Raw genomic sequence first — 22,425 nt, forward strand, 5'->3', positions numbered from 1 at the left:
CGTGCTTTATGCATTTTTCTTGTAATACCATGCGTGAACCGTCATGAATATCGCGTTTTCCGCATCATTAGATGAGGTTTTGGAATACATGCTTGCGCCGCGCCGCTACCTGCCCTCGCTCGCCGCGCTCCGCGCGCTCGAGGCGCTCGACCGGCTTGGCAGCGCCACGGCAGCCGCGGCCGAACTGAACCTGACCCAAAGCGCCGTCAGCCGGCAATTGCAGGGACTCGAGGATCAGCTTGGCGTGCAATTGATCCGGCGCAGCGGTCGCCGGATGCACCTGACCGCCGCCGCCAGCGACTACGTGGCCGAGGTGCGCGCCGCCCTGCAGCAGATCACACAGGCCGGCCTGCGCCTGCATGCCACGCCCCAGGGCGCGGGCAGCGTCAGCCTTGCGATCCTGCCGACCTTCGGGATGCGATGGCTCGTGCCCCGCCTGCCCGAATTCACCCGCCGCCACCCCGAGGTGACGGTGAACCTGTCCACCTGCCTGCGTGGCGTGAACTTCGACGCGGAACCTTATGACGCAGCGATCTTTTTCGGGGAAACGCCGCCAGCGGACTGCCACGCGCTGCGCCTGCGCACCGAAAGCGTGATCGCGGTCTGCGCCCCCGAATTGCTGTCCGGCAGCGAACTTGCGGCCGCGCAGGACATCCTCTCGCTGCCGCTTCTGCACATACAGACGCGCCCGGATGCCTGGGCCGAATGGCTCGCGCATCACGGCATTGCCGCTCGCGGGCAGTCGGGCATGGTCTATGACCAGTTCAACACCATCACCCAGGCCGCGCTGCACGGCTTGGGCGTCGCGCTCCTGCCCGACTACCTTGCGGAACAGGATCTCGCCACGGGCCGCCTGATCCCGGCCTGGGGCGGCGCGGTGGAAAGCGCGGGCGCCTATCACCTTGTCTGGCCGAAGGCGCGCGCCGCCAGCCCGGCACTGATCGCCTTCCGCGACTGGATGGCCACCCAGGCAGAAGACGGCGACTCGCTGCCACGCTGACGCGCAACGCCGCTGTTTTCTCTTTCCCGAAATATCCCGGGGGTGAATTGGGCCAACGGCCCAAGAGGGGGCAGCGCCCCCTGCCCGGTCGGATCGGCATCGCCGATCCGAAACGGCCTATCCCAGCGCGTATCCCGCGCCGCGCACAGTGCGAAGGGGATCGGTGCCGCCATGGCGTGTCAGCGCCTTGCGCAGCCGGCCGATATGCACGTCCACGGTGCGGGTGTCGACATAGATGTCGCGCCCCCAGACCCGGTCCAGCAACTGTTCGCGGCTCCAGACGCGGCCGGGCTTCTCCATGAAGGTCGACAGCAGGCGGAACTCGGTCGGCCCCAGCTTCAACGCCTCGCCCCCACGCGTCACCCGGTGAGTTTCGGAATCCAGGACGATATCCTCGTATTCCAGCCGCAGCCCCGCCGCCGCCGGACGCGTGCGGCGCAGTTGCGCGCGCACCCGCGCCATCAGTTCGACCACCGAATAGGGTTTGACCACGTAATCATCCGCCCCGGTTTCAAGGCCGCGCACGCGGTCGACCTCTTCGGAGCGCGCCGACAGCATGATGATCGGCACCGCACGGGTTTCGGGGCGCAGCTTCAGCCGCCGGCATACCTCGATCCCCGACAGGTTCGGCATCATCCAGTCCAGCACGATGATATCCGGCTGCTCTTCGTCCACGAGGATCAGCGCGTCCTCGCCATTGTCGGCGCTGGTGACGCGGAACCCTTCGGCCTCGAGGTTATAGGCCAGCACTTCGCGCTGCGCGGGCTCGTCCTCGACAAGCAGGACGGTGGGCTGGTCGGCTGCCATGGCAGGTTATCCCTCGTCCTCGGTCTCGTCAAAACCGTCCAGCATGGAATCCACCTTGGGGCGGTTTTCCTCGGGCATCTCGCCGGTCACCAGGTACACCGTCTGCTCTGCGATGGCGGTCACGTGGTCGCCCATCCGTTCGGTGTTCTTGGCGATGAAATGCAGATGCATGCAGGCGGTGATGTTGCGCGGATCTTCCATCATGAAGGTCAGGAATTCGCGGAACAGCGCGTTGTACATCTGGTCGACATCGGCATCGCGGTTGATCACGTCCTGCGCCAGTTCGGCATCGCGCTGGATATAGGCGTCCAGCGCATCCTTCAGCATCAGCTGCACCTCGCGCGCCATCCGCCGCAGCGCCGAATGCGCCCCGTTGATCGGCGGCATCTGCACCAGCACCCCGGTGCGCTTGGCCATGTTCTTGGCATAGTCGCCGATCCGTTCGAGGTTGCCCGAGATCTTCATCACGCTCAGCACCACGCGCAGGTCGATCGCGGTGGGGGCCCGCAACGCGATGACGCGGGCGGCGTCCTCGTTGATCATCTCTTCCAGCCCGTCGATGGCGCGGTCGCCCTTGCGGACCTTGTCGGCCAGTTCCTCGTCGCGTTCCTCGAGCGACCGGGCCGCCTCCAGGATCGCCTCTTCGACCAGTCCGCCCATCTTCAGGATCTTGGCCTGGATCGCCTCCAGGTCGCGGTCGAAGGCCGAAACGATATGTTCCTTGCTGTCGTGCATCTTCGTTTCTCCCTCAGCCGATCCGGCCGGTGATGTAGCTTTCGGTGCGGGGATCTTCGGGGTTGGTGAAGATCTGGCTGGTGTCGCCGAACTCCACCAGGTTGCCCAGGTGGAAGAAGGCGGTTTTCTGGCTGACGCGTGCGGCCTGCTGCATCGAGTGGGTGACGATCACCACGGAATAGTTCTGCCGAAGCTCGTCGATCAGTTCCTCGACCTGCGCAGTCGCGATCGGGTCGAGCGCCGAACAGGGTTCGTCCATCAACAGAACCTCGGGTTCGGTCGCGACGGCCCGCGCGATGCAAAGCCGCTGCTGCTGACCGCCCGACAGCCCCGTGCCGGGGGCGTCCAGACGGTCCTTGACCTCGTCCCAGATCGCACCGCGGCGCAGGGCGCGCTCGACGATCTCGTCCAGCTCGGCCTTGTTGCGGGCCATGCCGTGAATCCGGGGACCGTAGGCGATGTTGTCGTAGATCGACTTGGGAAACGGGTTGGGTTTCTGGAACACCATGCCCACCTTGGCGCGTAGCTGCACCGGGTCGACCTTGGGGTCATAGATGTCTTCGCCGTCCAGCTCGATCCGGCCCTCGACCCGGCAGATGTCGATGGTGTCGTTCATCCGGTTCAGGCAGCGCAGGAACGTCGACTTGCCGCAGCCCGACGGCCCGATGAAGGCGGTCACTGTCTTGTCGGCGATATCCACGTCGACATCCTTGATCGCATGGGTGTCGCCGTAATAGACCTGCACGTTGCGGGCCGAAATCTTGGTCTCTGTCTGCTGCACGCTCTGCTCCGTGTTGACTGCGTCGTACATAGCGATTTCCCTTGTCTCTTACCACCGACGCTCGAAACGGCGGCGCAGAAGGATGGCGATGATGTTCATGGTCATCAGGAACACCAGCAGGATGATGATGCCGCCCCACGCCCGCTCGTAATAGGCGGGATCGGCGCGCTTGGCCCATTCGTAGATTTGCGCTGGCATGGCCGAGTTCGGATCAACGAAACCGCCGGCCAGCCCGTCGGGATAGTTGGTGGCGATGTAGCCCACCATGCCGATCAGCAGCAGCGGCGCGGTTTCCCCGAGCGCCTGCGCCAACCCGATGATGGTGCCGGTCAGGATGCCGGGCATCGCCAGCGGCAGCACATGATGAAAGACCGACTGCATCTTCGATGCACCCACACCCAGCGCCGCGTCGCGGATCGAGGGCGGCACCGCCTTGAGAGAGGCGCGCGTCGAGATGATGATCGTGGGCAGCGTCATCAGCGTCAGCACGAGCCCGCCCACCAGCGGCGCGGATTGCGGCAGGTGCATGAACTGGATGAACACCGCAAGGCCCAGGATACCGAACACGATGGAAGGCACCGCCGCGAGGTTGGAAATGTTCACCTCGATGATGTCGGTCAGGCGGTTCTTGGGGGCGAATTCTTCAAGGTAGATCGAGGCCGCGACGCCAATCGGCAGCGACAGCGCCAGAACCACCAGCATCATGAAGAACGACCCCAGCATCGATACGCCCAGCCCCGCCTGTTCCGGGCGGCTTTCGGATGCGTCGGCCCCCGTGATGAAGCTCAGGTTGAAGCCCTTGGCGATCACCCCCGCCTCGCGCAGCGCATCGACAAGATCCAGATGTTCGGCGTCGATGTTCTTATCCCGCGCCACCGCTTCGCGGGTCACGCGGCCTTTCAGATAGCCGTCAACGCGGCTTGCCGCGAGCAGCCGGAACTCGACCGTCTGGCCGATCAGGTCGGGGTTGGCGATCACTTCGTCGCGCACGATGGCGGCGGCCGAGGCCGAGATCAGCGCCTTCATGTCCTTGGCACTGTCGAGCGGCGTCTCGACGCCCAGTTCCTGCACCTTGTCAAAGAGGGCCTGCTGGATCAGCGGCGTGTAGCCGAAGGTCGACACCTTCTTGATGTCCTCGATGTCACGCTCGCCCTTCTTGTCGAGCTTTGCGGGGTCCAGATAGACCTGCGCGGAAATGAAGGTTTGCTGGAACGCGCCCACACCGTTGGACAAGATGGTCGTCAGCAGCACCACCAGGAACACAAGCCCGATCACCACGGCCGAAAGGCCGTAGATCCTGAACCGCGCCTCGGCGGCGTTGCGCTTTTTGGTGCGCGCGTCCAGGACGTGAAGGCTGCCCTTTGCAGGCGTCATGTCGGACGGGGCCGGCGTGTTGGCTGCGTCGGTCATTCGTACTGCTCCCGGTATTTGCGCACGATGTAGAGCGCCAGGACGTTCAGCCCCAGCGTCACGATGAACAGCGTCATCCCCAGCGCGAAGGCCACCAGCGCTTCGGGGCTGGCGAAATCGGCATCGCCGGTCAGCTGGCTCACGATCTTGGCGGTGACGGTGGTCATGGCGTCAAAGGGGTTCAGGCTCAGCCGCGCGGCGGCCCCTGCCCCCAGAACCACGATCATGGTTTCGCCGATGGCACGGCTGGCGGCCAGCAAGATCGCGCCCACGATCCCCGGCAGTGCCGCGGGCAGAACCACCTGGCGGATGGTTTCCGATCTGGTCGCGCCCAGCCCGTAAGACCCGTCGCGCATCGCCTGCGGCACCGCGTTGATGATGTCGTCGGACAGCGAAGACACGAACGGGATCAGCATGATCCCCATCACCACGCCTGCGGTCATGACCGCCGTGCCCGCCTGCATCCAGCCAAGCCCCTCGTCCCCGAAGATACCCAGCAACAGCGGACCGACGGTCAGCAACGCGAACAGGCCGTAGACGATGGTCGGGATCCCGGCTAGCACCTCGAGCAGCGGCTTTGCGACGGCCCGCACCTTGGGCCCGGCATATTCCGACAGGTAAATCGCTGCGAACAGCCCGATGGGGACGGCCACCGCCAGTGCGATCAGCGAAATGTAGAACGTGCCCCACAAAAGCGGCAGGATGCCCAGCTCCGATCCGCCGCCGAAACTCGGCGACCAGGTCAGCCCGAAAAAGAAGTCCGCTGCCGGGTAAAGACGAAAGAACTCGATGGTATTGAAAACAAGGCTCAGCACGATGCCGATCGTCGTCAGGATCGCAATCGACGCCGCCCCGAGAAGAAGCGCCCGGATACCCGACTCCACCACGTTGCGGGCCCGGAAATCGGCGCGCGTGCGGCGCATGGCGAAAACGAACCCGCCGATGGCCGCCAGCAGGACGACAAGGGTCATCCAGAAACGCCCGGTCGCCGTCAAACCGCGATAGGACTGGGCGGCGTTCAGGATCTCCGGGCTGACTTCGGACCCGAGCGCAACGCCAACCGCGCCCAGCCGGTCGCGCAACCCGTCAAGATCGATGGTCGACGATTGCGCCTCTTCCGGGGTCATGCCGCCCGACGCCACGGCCGCATCCAGACCTTCGGCCACGCGGCGGACGTCGCTCATCACCAGATCCAGCGTCGTGTCCTCGGCAACAGCGCCTTCCGGCAACCCGCCCGAAACCGAGCCGTTCACCATGACCGGTTGCACCAGAAGCCACACCACCATGATCGCAAAGGCCGGAACCAGCACCATCAGCGCAACATGCCAGCCATAATAGGCCGGCAGCGAATGAAGGTTGCGGATATTGCCACCGCCCGATGAAAGGGCGCGCGCGCGTCCGGTCACGTAGCCAATTGCAGCCAGCGCAAGGACGATGAGGGCAAGCCAGAAAACGGGCATGTGGGCTCCGATTGAGGGGAAATAACCAAAAAGGAAGCGCAGGGCGGCGGAACGCCGCCCTGCAACAGCGGCTTACATGCTGCCGCCCATGGTCTTTTCGTCAGCCACGACGGCCTGGGTGTCGGCCAGTTCGGGGTCGGACACCAGGCCGTATTCGGCCAGCGGGCCATCGGGGCCGGCGATTTCGTCGGAAACGAAGAATTCCGCATATTCCTTCAGGCCGGGGATCACGCCGATATGAGCCTTCTTGATGTAGAAGAACAGCGGGCGCGACACAGGGTATTCACCCGAAGCGATGCTTTCCGTCGAAGGCGCAACATCCGACATCGTCGCCACTTTCAGCTTGTCGGTGTTGTTTTCATAGAATGCCAGGCCGAACACGCCCACGCCATTTGCGTTCGAGTCGATCCGCGCAAGCGTTTCGGTATAGTCGCCGTCGATGTCGACCGACTTGCCATCGGTGCGTACTGCGATGCAGGCGTCTTCGGCGTCGTCTTCGGACATGCCGGCGTCGATCATGGCCTGGAAGGCACCGGTGACTTCACAGCCGACCGCCAGGACCTTTTCTTCGAACACTTCACGCGTGCCGTGCTTGGTGCCGGGGATGAATGCGGCGATTTCCACGTCGGGAAGGTCGGCGTTGAACTCGGCCCAGGTGTTGTAGGGGTTGTCGACCAGCGCACCGTCCTTCAGCACCTTCGGCGCCAGGGCGTTGTAGAGGTCGGCGGGCTCGAACGCGGTAAAGGCCGGGCCGTTCAGCTGGCTGGCGAACACGATCCCGTCATAGCCGATGCGCACTTCGATGATGTCGGTCACACCGCTTTCCGCGCAGGCCTTGATTTCCTTTTCACGGATGGCGCGCGATGCGTTGGCGATGTCGATGGTGTTTTCGCCCACGCCCTCGCAGAAACGCTTGAGGCCAGCCGACGAGCCGCCCGATTCCACGACTGGTGTCGGGAAGTCGAAGTTTTCACCGAAGGCTTCTGCCACGATCGAGGCATAGGGCAGCACGGTCGAAGAACCGGCAACCTGGACATTGTCGCGTGCATAGGCGGCCGAGGCCGACACGGCGGCGATGGCCAGTGCGGAGGCGGTCAGTTTCAGGGTCATGGATAAGCTCCTGTCTGGGGTTTTCCCGATCATCCCCACGATGATCTTGCGGGCCGTGCTACGCTTGGCGTGCTGACCTTTTGTGACAGTTGCGTAACAGTTTTATGACAGCGGGAGGCCTTGGCAAGAACTAACACTAACCAACTGATTCAAAGGCATTGTTTTTTCCCGCTTTTGAACCGTTGGCGATACGGCAGCTCAGCTGGCGACCGGCAATATGACCGAAAACCGGCTGCCCTGCCCCGGTTCGCTCTCGATTCGAAGCCGTCCGCGGTGGCGATTCACGATATGCTTCACGATAGCGAGGCCCAGCCCCGTCCCGCCCATCTCGCGCGAGCGGTGGCTGTCCACACGGTAGAACCGCTCGGTCAGGCGCGGAATATGAAGCGGATCGATCCCCGGCCCGCTATCCGATACCGTCACGCGCACGGCCGGCCCCCGCAGGCCAAGCCCCTCGGACGGCCCGTCCAGCCGCAAGCCGACCCGCGCGCCATGACCGCCATACTTGATCGCATTCTCGATCAGGTTGGTCAGAACCTGGCGCAACTGGTCGGCATCCCCCGGCACCATCACCGGCCCTTCGGGCAGGTCTTCGTCAAAGGTGATCGCGTTCTTTTCGGCCATATGTGCCAGCGATCGGCGGGTCGAGCGCACGATTTCTGCGACGTCCACCCTGTCATCGGGGCGCATCCGCTCCTGAGCCTCGACATGCGACAGCGACAGCAGGTCGCGCACCAGCCGGTTCATCCGGTCGGCCTCGCGCGCCATGATGCCAAGGAACCGCTCACGCGCGCCCGCGTCGTCACGCGCAGGCCCCTGAAGCGTTTCGATGAAGCCCAAAAGCGCGGTCAGCGGCGTGCGCAGCTCATGACTGACATTGGCGACGAAATCCCGCCGCATCTGCCCGGCCTGTTCGAGATGGGTCACATCCTCGAATACGGCAAGCACCCCGGTCAGCCCGGCGATATCCAAAAAGGCGCAGCTGACCTTGTAGGTCACGTCCTGCTGCCCGTCATTGGTCAGATACCGGGTTTCCTGCGCGGCGCGCGCCCGGCGGCAGTTCTCGATCGCGTCCAGAACGGACGGCTGGCGCACCACGGTGATCAGGTGCCGGCCCGTCAATGTCTCGCCGAAAAGCGGCGCGCTCAGCGCATTGGCGGCAAGGATGCGGTCATCGCCCGACACCAGCAACGCCGCATGCGGCACCGCCGCGACAATCTGGGCGGCATCGCTCATGCGGTTTCGGCCGCCGCGACCGCACGGCTGAACACATCGGCCAGCGCATCGCTGTCCTCGAGGCCCACGGACACGCGGAAAAAGCCCTCGCTGATGCCGATGGCGGCGCGCGCCTCGGGCGTCAGCGCCCGGTGCGAGCTTGACGCCGGATGCGACAGCGTGGTGCCCACATCCCCCAGCGTGGGCGCAAAGGCGATGCCCTCGGCAGCGGCGGCAAAGGCATTGGCCGCCTCACGCCCGCCATGCAGTTCGAACGACAGCATGTTGCAGCCCCGGTTGCCCAGCACCGCGCGGGCGCGCGCCGCGTCAGGATGATCTCCGCGCATCGGGTAAAGCACCCGCTTGACCCCGGCCAGCGTGCCAAGGTGATCGGCCAGCCGCGCGGCGTTCTGCTCGGCGCGGTCGAACCGCAGGTCGAACGTCGCAAGCCCGCGCTCGGCCAGCCAGCAATCGAACGGGCTGGGTGTCATGCCCGTTGTCACCGCGAAGTCGTAGATCGCCTTTTGCAGCCCCGCATCGCGCGCCACTGCATATCCCAGCGTCACGTCCGAATGCCCGGCAAGCAGCTTGGTCACCGAATGGATCACGATATCCGCGCCGTGATCGAACGGCCGGTAGGCGCGCGGCGTGGTGAACGTGTTGTCGACCACCAGCAAAACGCCCTTCTCGCGCGCGACCCGGGCGATCCCCTCCATGTCGGCGACACGCAGCGTGGGGTTCGAAACCACCTCGACCAGGATCATCCGCGTTTCCGGCCGGATCGCCGCCGCGATGGCCGCGGCATCGCAGGGATCGGCAAGCGTGGTCGTGATGCCCATCCGCGGCAAGTCCTGCGTCATCAGCCGCAGCGACCGTCCATAAAGCTGATCCCCGCCCACGACGTGATCCCCGGCCTTGAGGATGCCCAGCATAACAGCCGTCACAGCCGCCATGCCCGAGCCCAGCACCAACCCGCCGTCCTCGCCCTCCAGCGCGTCGATCCGGCGCGCCAGAACCTCGGCGTTGGGATGGCCTTCGCGGGCATAGGTGTACCCCTCGACGCGGCCCTCGTATTGCGCATCCAGCGCATCGGGCGTCTCCGAGGCATAGACCACCGACGGCATGATCGGCGTCACCACCGGCCAGCTTGCGCTACCGGGAAGCCCCTCGGGGCGGATCAGGGTTTTATGGTCCTTGGACATGCGCGTTTCCTTTCTGCGCCACTCACTTCATCTTGCCGAAAATACTCCCGCCGGAGGCGGCCGCACGGGTTTTCCGCAAGGAAACTCCCGTGCAAATCCTGCGCGCGCGCCAGCGCGCACGATTCAATCAGACAGGTTTCAGGCCCGCGCGGAACCGGCGCATGTTATCCTGGTAATGCACAGCCGAGGCCCGCAGCATCGCTTCGGCCTTGCCGTCCAGCTCGCGCACGACCTTGCCGGGGCTGCCCATCACCAGGCTGTTGTCCGGGATTTCCTTGCCCTCAGTGACCAGCGCGCCCGCGCCGATCAGGCAATTGCGGCCGATCTTCGCCCCGTTCAGCACGGTGGCCCCCATGCCGATCAGGCTGTTTTCTCCGATCGTGCAGCCGTGCAGCATCGCCTTGTGGCCGATCGTGCAGCCGGCGCCGATCAGCAGCGGAAAGCCCATGTCGGTGTGCATCACCGTGTTTTCCTGCACGTTCGTGCCGGCCCCGATGCGGATTTCCTCGTTGTCGCCGCGCAACGTGGCGCCGAACCAGACGCTTGCGCCCGGCTCCAGCACGACACGGCCGATCACGTTCGCATCCGCCGCGACCCAGGTATCCTCGGCGATTTCGGGGCTCACCCCGTCAAGCGCATAGATCGTCATGTCATTCCACCTCCTGAAATTCCTGCTGCAGCTTGCGCACATGTTCCACCAGGCCCGGCTGCTGCAACCGTTTCAGCCGGGTGGCGGTGACGATGGTCTGCAGATCGGCGAATGTGCGCTCCAGGTCGTCATTGACCAGCACATAGTCATACGACCCCCAATGGCTGATCTCGTCCCAGCTTTTTTGCATCCGCTTTGCGATCACCTCGGGCGTGTCCTGCCCCCGGCTGATCAGGCGGCGGCGCAGCTCCGCGATCGAGGGCGGCAGGATGAAGATCGACAGCGTGTGAGGCCCGAGGGCCGAATTGACGATCTGCTGCGCGCCCTGCCAGTCGATATCGAACAACACGTCACGCCCGGAATTGATCGCCTCTTCGACGGGCGCCCGCGGGCTGCCGTAGAAATTGCCGAACACATGGGCGTGTTCCAGCATCCCGTCCTGCGCGACCTGGCGCTTGAACTCCTCTTCGCTCAGGAAATGATAATCGGTGCCATCCGCCTCGCCGGGGCGCGGGGTGCGCGTGGTGGCCGAAACCGAGAAACTCAGGCTCGGATCCCACTCCAGCAGGCGCCGCGACAGGGTGGATTTGCCCGCACCCGAAGGTGACGAAAGGATGATCAGTAGGCCGCGCCTCGGTGTCGTCATCGGCTTCACTCCACGTTCTGGACCTGCTCGCGCATCTGGTCGATCACCGTTTTCAGGTCCAGCCCGATCCGCGTCAACTCGGTATTCTGCGACTTCGAGCAGAGCGTATTCGCCTCGCGATTGAACTCCTGCATCAGGAAATCCAGCTTGCGCCCCACAGGCCCGTCCGTGTCCAGCAATTCGCGCGCGGCGTCCACATGGGCACGCAGGCGGTCCAGCTCTTCGGTGATGTCCGATTTGACCGCGATCAGCGCCAGTTCCTGCGCGATGCGCTGCGGGTCGGCATCCTCGGCCACGCCCATCACCCGCGCAAGCGACGCCTGCAGCGCCTCGGCCATGTCGCCGCGGCGCGCCTCGGCGGCCTGCGTGGCCGCAGCGGTCAGACGCGCGATTTCATCGAGCTGCCCACCCAGTATTGCAGCCAAAGCCGCGCCTTCGCTGGCCCGCATCTGCAGGAACGCCTCCAGCACGGGTTCGAAATCCTTCATCAGCGCGGCTTTCAACCCGGCCGCCTCGTCTTCGGGCGCCGAGGTTTCCAGAACGCCACGCAGGCCCAGGATGTCGGCCGCCGATGTCGGGCTGAGCGACAGGCCCTCGTGCTTTGCGCGCGCTTCGACCCGCGCCAGCGCCGACAGGACCGCCCCCAGCGCCGCCTCGTTGACGGATTGCCCGGCTTCACCTTCTTCGCGCGTGACCCGCAGGTTCAGCGTGACGGACCCGCGCGCCAGTGCCTTGCCCAGCCGCGCACGCAGCGCCGCCTCGAGCCCTTCGATCCAGTCGGGCATCCGCGCCCGGATATCGAGCCCCTTGGCGTTCACGCTGCGCAGTTCCCACGCCCAGCTGTGTTGCGATGTGCCGCCCTTGGCTGCGGCGAAGGCGGTCATGGATCTGATCACCTGCGATCTCCCGTCATGGAATGCAGCCGTTGCCTACGCGCAATGCCGCCCGGGGGCAAGCGTAACGCCTGCCGCCCGGCCGTGCGAGGGTTAACCAAACCCTCCGAATTATGGCGCAAATCGGTTCAAATCGCTTAGGTTTACAGTCCGGTAACCTCGGTTGCCCTACGTTTAGCAAAGATTAACCGCGCCACGGGGCGCTGGAGGCTCAAGATGACCGACACCCCTGATACCGCATATCGAAACCCTGCCACCGCACGGGTGACATCGCTGCACAAGGCGCGTCCGAACACCGATGCCGGAATGACGCCGCGCCTGTCCCAGGTCGAAGCATACTGGAACGCGCTGTGCCACGCGGGCGTTCCGCCGAAACGGGCGCAAATCGACCCGCGCGGGATCGAAACGGCGCTGGAATATGCCTTCATCGCGGAAAGGATCGCCCAGGGTGAGGCGCGATTGCGTGTGGCGGGGTCACATCTGTCGGACCTCATGGGAATGGAGATGCGAGGCATGCCACTCTCGTCGTTGTTTCTGCCCGCATCGCGTAGGGGTTTGTCCAATTCCATTGCGGCAATGTTCGACACCCCCGCCATCCTGCGCCTGCGTCTTTCCGGCGAAACCGGCCTTGGCAAGCCGGCCCTGCGGGCACACGCGCTCTTGCTGCCTTTGCGCGGCGACGACGGTGCCGTCAACCGCGCCCTTGGGTGCCTTGTCAGCGATGGCGCGATCGGGCGCTGCCCGCGCCGTTTCGCAATCGACGCAACGGACATCCGCCCTGCGTTCGCGCAGCCCGCTGAGCTTGCAAGTCAACCTGCCCGCGGCCTTGCCGAACCGGTCGTCCCGTTTCGACGCCCGCCTCATGACAAGGCACATCTGCGCCTTGTCACAAGCGACTGAAGTAAAACGAAAAGGGGCGCCGTGGCGGCGCCCCTGTCATGCTCGAATTGCCCGCCGGATCAGCCCGCGGCAACGGCCCTTGCATCGCGCAGGGACGACAGTTCTTCGGCCACGAGGAACGCAAGTTCCAGCGACTGGCTGGCGTTCAGGCGCGGGTCGCATGCGGTGTGATAGCGGTCCGACAGGTTCTCTTCGGTGACGGCGCGGACGCCGCCCGTGCATTCGGTCACGTCCTGGCCGGTCATTTCGAAATGCACGCCACCGGGGATCGTGCCTTCGGACCGGTGCACGGCAAAGAATTCCTGCACTTCGCGCAGGACCGCGTCGAACGGACGGGTCTTGAACCCGGTGGCCGATTTGATCGTGTTGCCGTGCATCGGGTCGCAGACCCAAAGCACGTTGGCGCCTTCCTTGCGCACGGTGTCGACCAGTCGCGGCAGATGCTCGGCCACGTTGCCGGCACCGAACCGTGCGATCAGCGTCAGCCGGCCGTTTTCGTTGTCCGGGTTCAGCTTGGCCATCAGCACCTTGAGGTCTTCGGCGGTCATGCTCGGGCCGCACTTCAAACCGATCGGGTTCAGCACACCCCGGCAGAATTCCACATGCGCACCGTCGGGCTGGCGCGTGCGGTCGCCGATCCAGACCATGTGGCCAGACCCGGCCAGCCACTTGCCGCTGGTGGAATCGAGCCGCGTCAGCGCCTCTTCGTATTCCAGCAGCAGCGCCTCGTGGCTGGTGTAGAAATCCACCGTCTGCAGCGCATGGTTCTGATCGGACGTGATACCCGCAGCCGTCATGAAATCGAGCGTGTCGCTGATGCGGTTGGCCATGTCGCGGTATTTCTCGGCCTTTTCGCCCTCGGTAAAGCCCAGCGTCCACTGGTGCACCTGATGCACGTCGGCATAGCCACCCGTCGAGAACGCGCGCAACAGGTTCAGCGTGGCCGCCGCCTGCGTGTAGGCCTGCAGCATCTTGCGCGGGTCGGGGATACGGGCCTCGGGCGTGAAATCAAGCTCGTTGATGATGTCACCGCGATAGCTTGGCAGTTCCACGCCATCGACCACTTCGGTCGGCGCCGAACGCGGCTTGGCGAACTGGCCCGCCATGCGGCCCACCTTGACCACGGGAACCTTGGCGCCATAGGTCAGCACCATCGCCATCTGCAGCATCACCTTGAACGTGTCGCGGATCGCGTTCGCGCTGAACTGATCGAATGCTTCGGCACAATCGCCGCCCTGCAGCAGAAATGCCTTGCCCTGTGCCGCTTCGCCCAACGCCCGCTTGAGCTTGCGCGCCTCGCCCGCGAAAACGAGCGGCGGATACTTCGACAACTGGGCCTCGACGGTTTCCAGCGCCTCCTGATCCGTGTAATCGGGCATCTGAACCCGCGGCTTCTTGCGCCAATCGGTCTTTTGCCACTCGCTCATCTGACTTCTCCGGTATGCAAGTTCTGCGTGAGTGGCCTCTATACAAAAGCCACGGGCCGGTGACCATATAAGAATCACGACGCCACCTGACGATTCCGTCCCCTGCCCCTTGATCCTGTCTGCCAAAGCGGGCTAACTGCCCGACAACATTCGCGCGCGGGAAGAAAATGTCTGCCAAAACGCCACCGCAAAACACCGTGCCAACGCCCGTGACAAAACGGCGTTTCGTCTTTGTTTTGCTGGATAACTTCACCTTGCTCAGCTTTGCATCGGCGCTGGAATGCCTGCGCATCGCCAATCGCATGATCGGGCAGCAGGCCTATGAATGGAAACTGATCGGCGAAGGTGGCGAAACCGCAAGCTGTTCGGCAGGCACGGAATTCAAGCTGGACGACGACCTGATCGAACTGTCGCGCGACGACACCGTTCTGGTTTGTGGCGGCATCAACGTACAAAAAGCGACGACAAAACGCATGCTCAGCTGGCTGCGCCGCGAGGCACGCAAGGGCCTGCGCCTGGGCGGGCTGTGCACCGCGGCCTACACGCTGGCGCGGGCCGGGCTTCTGGATGGCAAGCGCGCGACGATCCACTGGGAAAACCAGGACAGCTTCGCTGAGGAGTTCGACGAGGTCACGCTGACCAAGTCGGTCTTTGTGATCGATGGCAACCGGATGACGACCGCCGGCGGGACGTCCTCGATCGACCTTATGCTGAAGCTGGTGGCCGACGATCATGGTGAGGAAATCGCCAATCTGGTGGCCGACCAGCAGATCTATTCCTCGATCCGCACCGACCAGGACACCCAGCGCCTGAGTGTTCCCACGCGTATCGGCGTACGCCACCCCAAGCTGAGCCAGGTGATCCAGAAGATGGAACAGAATATCGAGGAGCCGATCAGCCCCTCGATCCTGGCAAAAGAGGTCGGCATGTCGACCCGGCAGTTGGAACGGCTTTTCCGGCGCTACCTCAACCGCAGCCCCAAGCGCTATTACATGGAATTGCGGCTGCAGAAGGCCCGCAACCTGCTGATGCAGACCGACATGAGCGTGATCAACGTGGCGTTGGCGTGCGGCTTTGCCTCGCCCTCTCATTTCTCGAAATGCTACCGGGCGCATTACAACACCACCCCCTACCGCGAACGCGGAAGCCAGGGCGCGCGTCTGTCGATCTGAAACCCGCGCGGTTTGGCGTCGAAAGCGCGCGGTTTCAGCGCGCCGGCGTCAGGCGGTAGATCGCACCGTTGGCTTCCGAGATCATCCAGATCGATCCGTCGGGCGCCTCGCGCAGGTCGCGGACGCGCAGCGTCGCGTTGCCCTCGATCCGCTCGATTTCGCGCAGGGGTGAACCGGACAGGCGGCTGATCATGTCGAACTTGAGCGAGCCGACCAGGAAATCCCCTTTCCAATCCGGCCAGAGCTTGCCCGAATAGATCACCATCCCCGAAGGCGCGATCGACGGATCCCAGTAGAATTCCGGCTGCTCCATACCAGGCTTGGCGGTGCCTTCGCCGATCTTTGCGCCGGAATAGTGCCGGCCGTAGGAGATCACCGGCCAGCCATAATTGCGCCCCTTGCGTATCAGGTTCACCTCGTCGCCCCCGCGCGCGCCGTGGGCATTGGTCCACAGACGGCCCCGTCCATCGAGCGCCATGCCCTGCGGGTTGCGGTGCCCCCATGTCCAGATTTCCGGCCGTGCGCCGTCACGGCCGACCAACGGATTGTCGGCGGGCACGCTGCCGTCGCGGTTGATGCGGATGATGCTGCCATTGTGACGCCCGACATCCTGCGCCGAAGGCCGGTCGCCGCGATCCCCGATCGACAGGAAGATCCGTCCATCGGGCCCTTCGACCAGCCGCCCGCCGAAATGCCGCCCACCCGAACTGCCCGGCGCCATTTCGAACAGGCGCCGAACGTCCTGCAAACGCGTCCCGTCGGCGCTGAGCGTGCCTGCGCTGATCGCCGTGCCCGCACCGCCCGGCTGGCGGGCGGCGTGCGAGAACAGAACCTCGAGCGTGGTCGCGAAATCGCGCGGGATCAGCACGTCCAGCAAACCGCCCTGCCCGATTTCGACCAGATCGCCAGGCAAGCCGGCCACTTCGTCCCTGCTGCCATCGGCCCGCAAATGCCACAGCGTTCCGCCGCGTTCGGTCACGAGCACACCGCCATCTGGCAGGAACCCGAGCGACCAGGGGGCAAAAAACCCATCGGCCACCAGATCGGCCTGGATCGGCCCGCCGCGACTGTCGAGACGCTCGGCCCAGGCGGGCACGGCAAGACAAATAGACAGGGCGACAAGCGCGGCACGAAACATGCAACTCCTCCGACAGACTGCGAGTTTCATATTAAGATGGAATGCCGCAGGCCCGGGACAACCCCGGTGCGTTTGCGTTGCGGCAGGATTACCGAAACGCCTTTTCTTTTCAAATTTGTCGGAATAGGCTCCGAAACGGACCTAAGTTCCAACGGGGAGTCGAGGAATGAAAACACTGATTCTGGCGGTGACCGCCGCGCTTGGCACATTGCGGGCCGGCGCAGCGCAGTCCGACCGGACCGGTATTCCGTCACCGGGTGACCTCATGCGCCAATCGGCGCGGTCGCTTCGTTCCCTTCTGTCGCCAGCGCCGCGCCCTATTCCGGTGCCGGTGCGAGCCGCACGCCGGGGCGACGACTATCCGGTCAAACGGAACAAGGGTTACAAAATCTGAGCAAATGAAACGGAAGGCGCCGGGATAACGGCCACCCTGTCCGTTCAGCATGGCCGCGTTACAGTAGGGCCAAACCAACCAAGGGAGTAAACCAATGAAGAAATTTCTGACCGCGACCGCAGCCGTGGCGCTGATGGCGTCGGGCGCTGCCGCCGAAGAGGTCAAGATCGGCATCCTGCAGGGCTTTACCGGCCCGACGGAATCGCTGGTCGGCCCGATGGCCTCGGCAATGGAAATGGCGATCGAAGAGGTGAACGCGAGCGGCAAGTTCATGAACGGCATGACCGTCGTTCCGGTCCGCGGCGACTCGACCTGCATCGACGCATCGGCCGGCACCGCAGCCGCCGAACGTGCGATCACCGCCGATGGCGTCAAAGGCATCGTGGGCGGCACCTGTTCGGGTGTGACCGGTGCGATCCTGGCCAACGTGGCCGTGCCGAACGGCATCGTGATGATCTCGCCCTCGGCCACCAGCCCCGCGCTGACCACCGCCGAAGACAACGGCCTGTTCTTCCGCACCGCTCCGTCGGATGCGCGCCAGGGCGAAGTCATGGCCAACATCCTGCTGGATGACGGCGTGAAATCGGTTGCCGTGACCTATACCAACAACGACTACGGCAAGGGTCTGGCAGATGCGTTCGCCGCCGCCTACACCGACAAAGGTGGCGAAGTGACGATCTCGGCCGCACACGAAGACGGCAAGGCAGACTATTCGGCCGAAGTCGCCTCACTGGCAGCCGCCGGCGGCGAAGTGCTGGTTGTCGCGGGTTATCTTGACCAGGGTGGCGCGGGCATCATCCGCTCGGCACTCGACACTGGCGCGTTCGATCGTTTCCACCTGCCTGACGGCATGGTCGGCCAGTCGCTGTCGGATGCGTTCGGCACCGAGATCGAAGGCTCCAAGGGTCAGGCTCCGGGCTCCAACAGCGACGGCACCAAGATCTTCCAGGACATGGGTGCCGACAAGTTCGACAGCCAGTCGCCCTATACCGCCGAAGGTTATGACGCGGCAGCTCTGATCATGCTGGCCATGCAGGCCGCCGGTTCGACCGATCCCAACGTCTACAAGGACAAGGTGGAAATGGTCGCCAACGCTCCGGGCGAAAAGATCAACCCCGGTGAGCTGGGCAAGGCACTGGAAATCCTGGCCAATGGCGGGGATGTCGACCTGGTCGGCGCCACCGGCGTCGAGCTGATCGGCCCGGGCGAAGCCGCCGGCAGCTACCGCGTTGTGGAAATCAAGGACGGCAAGTTCGTAACCGTCGAATACCGCTAAATCGGCAAATACGCGACGCCGCGCCCCGGCCAGACCGGGGCGCGGCATTCTGCATCCGCAATCGCACGATTATCCCGGGGGACATATGGGACAGATGATCGTCGTCGAGGACGTGCACAAGCATTTCGGCGGGTTTCATGCCGTCGATGGCGCGTCGCTTGAAATCGCCGAAGGGTCGATCACCGGGCTGATCGGGCCGAACGGCGCAGGCAAGACCACCCTTTTCAACGTGATCGCCGGCGTTCTGCCGCCGACATCGGGCCGCATAACCATGCAGGGCGAGGACATCACCGGCCTGCCCCCGCACGAGCTGTTCCACAAGGGCCTGCTGCGCACCTTCCAGATCGCGCACGAATTCCATTCGATGAGCTGCCGGGAAAACCTGATGATGGTGCCGGGCAACCAGTCGGGCGAACGGCTGTGGGACACCTGGTTCGGCCGCAAGCGCATCGCTGACGAAGAACGCGCCTTGCGCGCCAAGGCCGACGAGGTTCTTGAATTCCTGACCATCAGCCACCTGGCCGATCACAAGGCGGGCCAGGTGTCGGGCGGGCAGAAAAAGCTTCTGGAACTGGGCCGTACGATGATGGTCGATGCCAAGATCGTTTTCCTGGACGAGGTCGGCGCCGGCGTGAACCGGACGCTTCTGAACACGATCGGGGATGCGATCATCCAGCTCAACAAGGAGCGCGGATATACATTCGTCGTGATCGAACACGACATGGATTTCATCGAAAAGCTTTGCGATCCGGTGATCTGCATGGCCGAAGGCAAGGTTCTGGCCGAAGGTACGCTGGCCGAGATCAAGGCAAACGAGCACGTGATCGAGGCCTACCTGGGCACGGGGCTGAAAAACAAGGACAAGCTGGAAGAAACCGGGGCGTAAACGGGGCGCGTGCCGCAGGCACGCCCGCCCCAGCATGGCGGGGCAACCCCGCACCCGCAAGAAAATTCCGGCAACAAGAAGACGGGGGACGGCAATGGGTGACAACCCGTACCAGAACGATCGCGGCAACAAGGACCGCTCGATCACCAAGACCCACGGGGTTGGCTCGACGCCGACGCGCAAGGGGGGCAAGGCCACACCGGTCGACGGCGACACGCCCTTTCTGATCGGCGAGGCGATGACCGGCGGCTATGGCAAGGGCCCCGACATCCTGCACGATTGCACCATCGCGGTGAACGCGGGCGAGATCGCGGTGATCGTCGGGCCGAACGGCGCGGGCAAATCGACCGCGATGAAGGCCGTTTTCGGGATGCTGGACGTGCGCCAGGGCCGGGTTCTGCTGGATGGTGAGGACATCACCGCGCTCAGCCCCCAGGACCGGGTGCAAAAGGGCATGGGCTTCGTGCCGCAGACCAACAACATCTTCACCTCGATGACGGTCGAAGAGAACCTGGAAATGGGCGCCTTCATCCGCCGCGACGACATCCGCGACACGATGGAACAGGTCTATGAGCTGTTTCCGATCCTGCGCGACAAGCGCCGCCAGGCGGCGGGCGAATTGTCGGGCGGGCAGCGTCAGCAGGTTGCCGTGGGCCGCGCGCTGATGACCAAGCCCAAGGTATTGATGCTGGACGAACCGACGGCAGGCGTCAGCCCCATCGTGATGGACGAATTGTTCGACCGCATCATCGAGGTCAGCCGCACCGGACTGCCGATCCTGATGGTCGAACAGAACGCCCGCCAGGCGCTGGCCATCGCGGACAAGGGATACGTTCTGGTGCAGGGCGCGAACGCCTATACGGGCACCGGCAAAGAGCTGCTGGCCGATCCCGAAGTGCGCAAATCCTTCTTGGGGGGCTGAGGTGATGGATATTCTCAACGCAATCGTGGCGCTGTCCAATTTCGTGCTGATCCCCGCAATTGCCTATGGCAGCCAGCTGGCGCTGGGGGCGCTTGGGGTCACGCTGATCTACGGCATCCTGCGCTTTTCCAACTTTGCCCATGGCGACACAATGGCGTTCGGAACCATGGCGACCATCCTGTTCACATGGGCCCTGCAATCCGCCGGAGTCAGTTTCGGCCCGTTGCCGACGGCCCTTCTGGCCCTGCCATTCGGCATTGCGGCCTGTGTGCTTGCGGTGCTGGCAACCGACCGCGTGGTTTACAAGTTCTACCGCGAGGTAAAGGCAAAGCCGATCATCCTGGTGATGGCCTCGCTTGGCGTGATGTTCATCTTCAACGGCATCGTGCGCTTCATCATCGGGCCCGATGAACAGCGATTTGCGGATGGCGAACGGTTCATTATCACCGCCCGAGAATTCCGCGAGATGACCGGCCTGCAGGAAGGTCTGGCGCTGAAATCGACGCAGGGCATCACCGTGGTCACGGCCGTGATCGTCGTGGCCCTGTTGTTCTGGTTCCTAAACCGCACGCGCACGGGCAAATCCATGCGCGCCTATTCCGACAACGAGGATCTGGCGCTGCTGTCGGGCATCAACCCCGAACGCGTCGTGCTGGTGACCTGGCTGATCGTGGCCGCGCTGGCGACCATAGCAGGGGTTCTTTACGGCCTGGACAAGAGCTTCAAGCCATTCACCTATTTCCAACTTCTGCTGCCGATTTTCGCCAGCGCCATCGTCGGCGGGCTGGGCAGCCCTCTGGGTGCGATCGCGGGCGGTTTCGTGATCGCCTTTTCCGAGGTCTTCGTGACTTACGCCTGGAAAAAGGTGCTGGGCTACATGCTGCCTGAATCGCTCGAACCGTCGGGCCTCGTGCAGTTGCTGAGCACGGACTACAAATTCGCCGTCAGCTTTGCGATCCTGCTGATCGTTCTGCTGTTCAAACCCACCGGTCTCTTCAAGGGGAAAGCGGTATGAGCGACAAGGTCAAGACAATCGGGCTATTCGCCCTTGTGGCGGTGCTGATCATCGGGACCGGCTTTGTTCAAAGCTGGAACTCGGCGTTGCTGATCCTGAACCTGGGACTGATCAGTGCGGTCATGGCGCTGGGTGTGAACCTGCAATGGGGCTTTGCCGGGCTTTTCAACGTCGGGATCATGGGCTTTGTCGCACTTGGCGGCCTGGCCGCCGTCATCGTGGCGATGCCCCCAACCAACGAAGCCTGGGCCGCGGGCGGCATACGGGTGCTATTGGGCCTTTTGCTGGGCGCAGCCACCATCGTCGGCACGATCCTGACCTACAAGGCCATGGCGCCGGGCAAGATCAGGAACATCACGCTGATCGGTGTCCTGCTGGTGGGCTTTTTCGTCTTCCGCACGGTCTTTGACGGTGGTGTCGAAGCCATCGAGGCCGTGAACCCGTCCGTCAGCGGCTATCTTGGCGGGCTCGGCCTGCCGGTGCTGATCGCCTGGCCCATTGGCGGTCTGCTGGCAGCCGGCGCGGCATGGATCATCGGCAAGACGGCGCTGGGTCTGCGAAGCGACTACTTGGCGATTGCCACGCTGGGCATTGCCGAGATCGTGATCGCGGTCCTGAAGAACGAGGACTGGCTGAGCCGGGGCGTCAAGAACGTGATCGGCCTGCCCCGCCCCGTGCCATACGAGATCGACCTGCAGAACGATCCCGCCTTTGTCGAACGGGCCATCAACCTTGGCGTCGATCCGGTCACGGCCTCGACGCTTTATGTAAAGCTGGCCTACTCGGCGCTTTTCGCGGTGGTTCTGATCGTTCTACTGATCCTGGCGCAGCGCGCGCTGCACAGCCCCTGGGGCCGGATGATGCGCGCCATCCGCGACAACGAGGTTGCGGCCGAGGCGATGGGCAAGGACGTGACGGCCCGTCACCTGCAGATCTTTGTGCTCGGCTCGGCCATCTGCGGCATCGCGGGCGCGATGATGACCACGCTGGACGGGCAACTTGTGCCGACCAGCTATCAGCCGCTGCGCTTTACCTTCCTTGTATGGGTGATGGTGATCGTCGGCGGGTCGGGCAACAACCTTGGGGCCGTGTTGGGCGGGTTCCTGATCTGGTTCCTGTGGGTGCAGGTCGAACCGATCGGCCTGTGGCTGATGCAGACCCTGACAAGCGGGATGTCCGAAGGCTACTGGCTGCGCGACCACATGCTGGAAGGCGCCGCGCATATGCGGCTGTTCACCATGGGTCTGATCCTTCTGCTGGTGCTGCGGTTCAGCCCACGGGGCCTGCTGCCCGAAAAGTAGACGCCCCAAGGACAGGACGAACAAAGGGCGGGGCCGCGAGGCGCCCGCCCTTTTCTTTTCCATCCGCTGTCAGGCGGGCGTCCGTT

Annotated in this window: 22 protein-coding genes; 9 read left to right on the forward strand and 13 right to left on the reverse strand. The window is 64.1% G+C overall.

Annotated features, from left to right (window positions below; all coding sequences use genetic code 11):
* The first annotated feature begins 88 nt into the window (after positions 1-88).
* Complete coding sequence (locus BLT50_RS02535) at positions 89-1,000, forward strand: LysR family transcriptional regulator (protein ID WP_090027020.1); 912 nt, start codon at positions 89-91, stop codon at positions 998-1,000.
* A 117-nt stretch (positions 1,001-1,117) separates the two neighbouring features.
* Here BLT50_RS02535 and phoB read toward each other — a convergent pair whose 3' ends face one another.
* The 11 genes from phoB to BLT50_RS02590 form a co-directional block, all read right to left on the reverse strand.
* Positions 1,118-1,807 carry a phosphate regulon transcriptional regulator PhoB gene (gene phoB / locus BLT50_RS02540; RefSeq protein ID WP_090026150.1) on the reverse strand — a complete coding sequence of 230 codons (690 nt, stop codon included), beginning with the start codon at positions 1,805-1,807 and terminating at the stop codon, positions 1,118-1,120.
* A gap of 6 nt (positions 1,808-1,813) precedes the next feature.
* A complete protein-coding gene (phoU, locus tag BLT50_RS02545) occupies positions 1,814-2,542 on the reverse strand; it encodes a phosphate signaling complex protein PhoU (RefSeq protein WP_090026152.1) in 729 nt (242 codons plus the stop codon).
* A gap of 13 nt (positions 2,543-2,555) precedes the next feature.
* Positions 2,556-3,353 carry a phosphate ABC transporter ATP-binding protein PstB gene (gene pstB / locus BLT50_RS02550; RefSeq protein WP_090026154.1) on the reverse strand — a complete coding sequence of 266 codons (798 nt, stop codon included), beginning with the start codon at positions 3,351-3,353 and terminating at the stop codon, positions 2,556-2,558.
* 18 nt (positions 3,354-3,371) lie between these two features.
* On the reverse strand, positions 3,372-4,733 hold the full coding sequence (pstA, locus tag BLT50_RS02555; protein WP_090026156.1) for a phosphate ABC transporter permease PstA: 1,362 nt from the start codon (positions 4,731-4,733) through the stop codon (positions 3,372-3,374).
* Entirely contained in the window at positions 4,730-6,193 is a 1,464-nt protein-coding gene (pstC, locus tag BLT50_RS02560; RefSeq protein WP_090026158.1) for a phosphate ABC transporter permease subunit PstC, read from the reverse strand. Before pstC ends, pstA begins: the two co-directional genes overlap by 4 nt.
* Before the next feature lie 72 nt (positions 6,194-6,265).
* Positions 6,266-7,303, reverse strand: a complete 1,038-nt coding sequence (locus BLT50_RS02565; protein ID WP_090026161.1) for a substrate-binding domain-containing protein — start codon at positions 7,301-7,303, stop codon at positions 6,266-6,268.
* A 198-nt stretch (positions 7,304-7,501) separates the two neighbouring features.
* Entirely contained in the window at positions 7,502-8,539 is a 1,038-nt protein-coding gene (locus BLT50_RS02570) for a sensor histidine kinase (protein WP_090026163.1), read from the reverse strand.
* Positions 8,536-9,720, reverse strand: coding sequence for a trans-sulfuration enzyme family protein (locus BLT50_RS02575; RefSeq protein ID WP_090026165.1), 1,185 nt, complete (start codon positions 9,718-9,720; stop codon positions 8,536-8,538). Before BLT50_RS02575 ends, BLT50_RS02570 begins: the two co-directional genes overlap by 4 nt.
* Positions 9,721-9,847: 127 nt before the next feature.
* Positions 9,848-10,369, reverse strand: a complete 522-nt coding sequence (locus BLT50_RS02580; protein WP_090026167.1) for a gamma carbonic anhydrase family protein — start codon at positions 10,367-10,369, stop codon at positions 9,848-9,850.
* A gap of 1 nt (position 10,370) precedes the next feature.
* Positions 10,371-11,015: a guanylate kinase gene (gene gmk / locus BLT50_RS02585; RefSeq protein WP_090026169.1), complete on the reverse strand. Its 645-nt coding sequence runs from the start codon at positions 11,013-11,015 to the stop codon at positions 10,371-10,373.
* Positions 11,016-11,020: 5 nt separating this feature from the next.
* Positions 11,021-11,899 (reverse strand): YicC/YloC family endoribonuclease, encoded by an 879-nt coding sequence (locus tag BLT50_RS02590; RefSeq protein ID WP_090026171.1) that lies wholly within the window; start codon positions 11,897-11,899, stop codon positions 11,021-11,023.
* Positions 11,900-12,124: 225 nt separating this feature from the next.
* On the opposite strand from BLT50_RS02590, the gene BLT50_RS02595 reads away from it, so the two are divergent.
* Positions 12,125-12,808, forward strand: a complete 684-nt coding sequence (locus tag BLT50_RS02595; protein ID WP_090026173.1) for a PAS domain-containing protein — start codon at positions 12,125-12,127, stop codon at positions 12,806-12,808.
* Positions 12,809-12,867: 59 nt separating this feature from the next.
* Here BLT50_RS02595 and BLT50_RS02600 read toward each other — a convergent pair whose 3' ends face one another.
* The gene (locus BLT50_RS02600) at positions 12,868-14,235 is read right to left on the reverse strand and encodes a class II 3-deoxy-7-phosphoheptulonate synthase (protein ID WP_090026175.1); all 1,368 of its coding nucleotides are present in this window, start codon (positions 14,233-14,235) and stop codon (positions 12,868-12,870) included.
* Between the two features lie 209 nt (positions 14,236-14,444).
* Between BLT50_RS02600 and BLT50_RS02605 the strand changes: the two genes are divergently transcribed.
* Positions 14,445-15,407 carry a GlxA family transcriptional regulator gene (locus BLT50_RS02605; RefSeq protein WP_245723259.1) on the forward strand — a complete coding sequence of 321 codons (963 nt, stop codon included), beginning with the start codon at positions 14,445-14,447 and terminating at the stop codon, positions 15,405-15,407.
* Between the two features lie 34 nt (positions 15,408-15,441).
* On the opposite strand, the gene BLT50_RS02610 is transcribed toward BLT50_RS02605, so the two are convergent.
* Positions 15,442-16,545, reverse strand: a complete 1,104-nt coding sequence (locus BLT50_RS02610) for a PQQ-dependent sugar dehydrogenase (protein WP_090026179.1) — start codon at positions 16,543-16,545, stop codon at positions 15,442-15,444.
* A 166-nt stretch (positions 16,546-16,711) separates the two neighbouring features.
* Here BLT50_RS02610 and BLT50_RS02615 point away from each other — a divergent pair, with 166 nt between their 5' ends.
* The 6 genes from BLT50_RS02615 (at position 16,712) to BLT50_RS02640 (ending at position 22,339) form a co-directional block, all read left to right on the forward strand.
* Entirely contained in the window at positions 16,712-16,939 is a 228-nt protein-coding gene (locus BLT50_RS02615) for a hypothetical protein (protein WP_090026182.1), read from the forward strand.
* A gap of 94 nt (positions 16,940-17,033) precedes the next feature.
* Positions 17,034-18,215 (forward strand): ABC transporter substrate-binding protein, encoded by a 1,182-nt coding sequence (locus tag BLT50_RS02620; RefSeq protein ID WP_090026184.1) that lies wholly within the window; start codon positions 17,034-17,036, stop codon positions 18,213-18,215.
* Between the two features lie 94 nt (positions 18,216-18,309).
* Positions 18,310-19,101 carry an ABC transporter ATP-binding protein gene (locus BLT50_RS02625; RefSeq protein ID WP_090027023.1) on the forward strand — a complete coding sequence of 264 codons (792 nt, stop codon included), beginning with the start codon at positions 18,310-18,312 and terminating at the stop codon, positions 19,099-19,101.
* Positions 19,102-19,195: 94 nt separating this feature from the next.
* Complete coding sequence (locus tag BLT50_RS02630) at positions 19,196-20,023, forward strand: ABC transporter ATP-binding protein (RefSeq protein WP_090026186.1); 828 nt, start codon at positions 19,196-19,198, stop codon at positions 20,021-20,023.
* A gap of 4 nt (positions 20,024-20,027) precedes the next feature.
* The gene (locus tag BLT50_RS02635) at positions 20,028-21,038 is read left to right on the forward strand and encodes a branched-chain amino acid ABC transporter permease (RefSeq protein WP_090026188.1); all 1,011 of its coding nucleotides are present in this window, start codon (positions 20,028-20,030) and stop codon (positions 21,036-21,038) included.
* Positions 21,035-22,339, forward strand: a complete 1,305-nt coding sequence (locus tag BLT50_RS02640; RefSeq protein ID WP_090026190.1) for a branched-chain amino acid ABC transporter permease — start codon at positions 21,035-21,037, stop codon at positions 22,337-22,339. Before BLT50_RS02635 ends, BLT50_RS02640 begins: the two co-directional genes overlap by 4 nt.
* Positions 22,340-22,425 lie beyond the last annotated feature (86 nt).

Source organism: Lutimaribacter saemankumensis (assembly GCF_900100005.1).
GTDB lineage: Bacteria > Pseudomonadota > Alphaproteobacteria > Rhodobacterales > Rhodobacteraceae > Lutimaribacter > Lutimaribacter saemankumensis.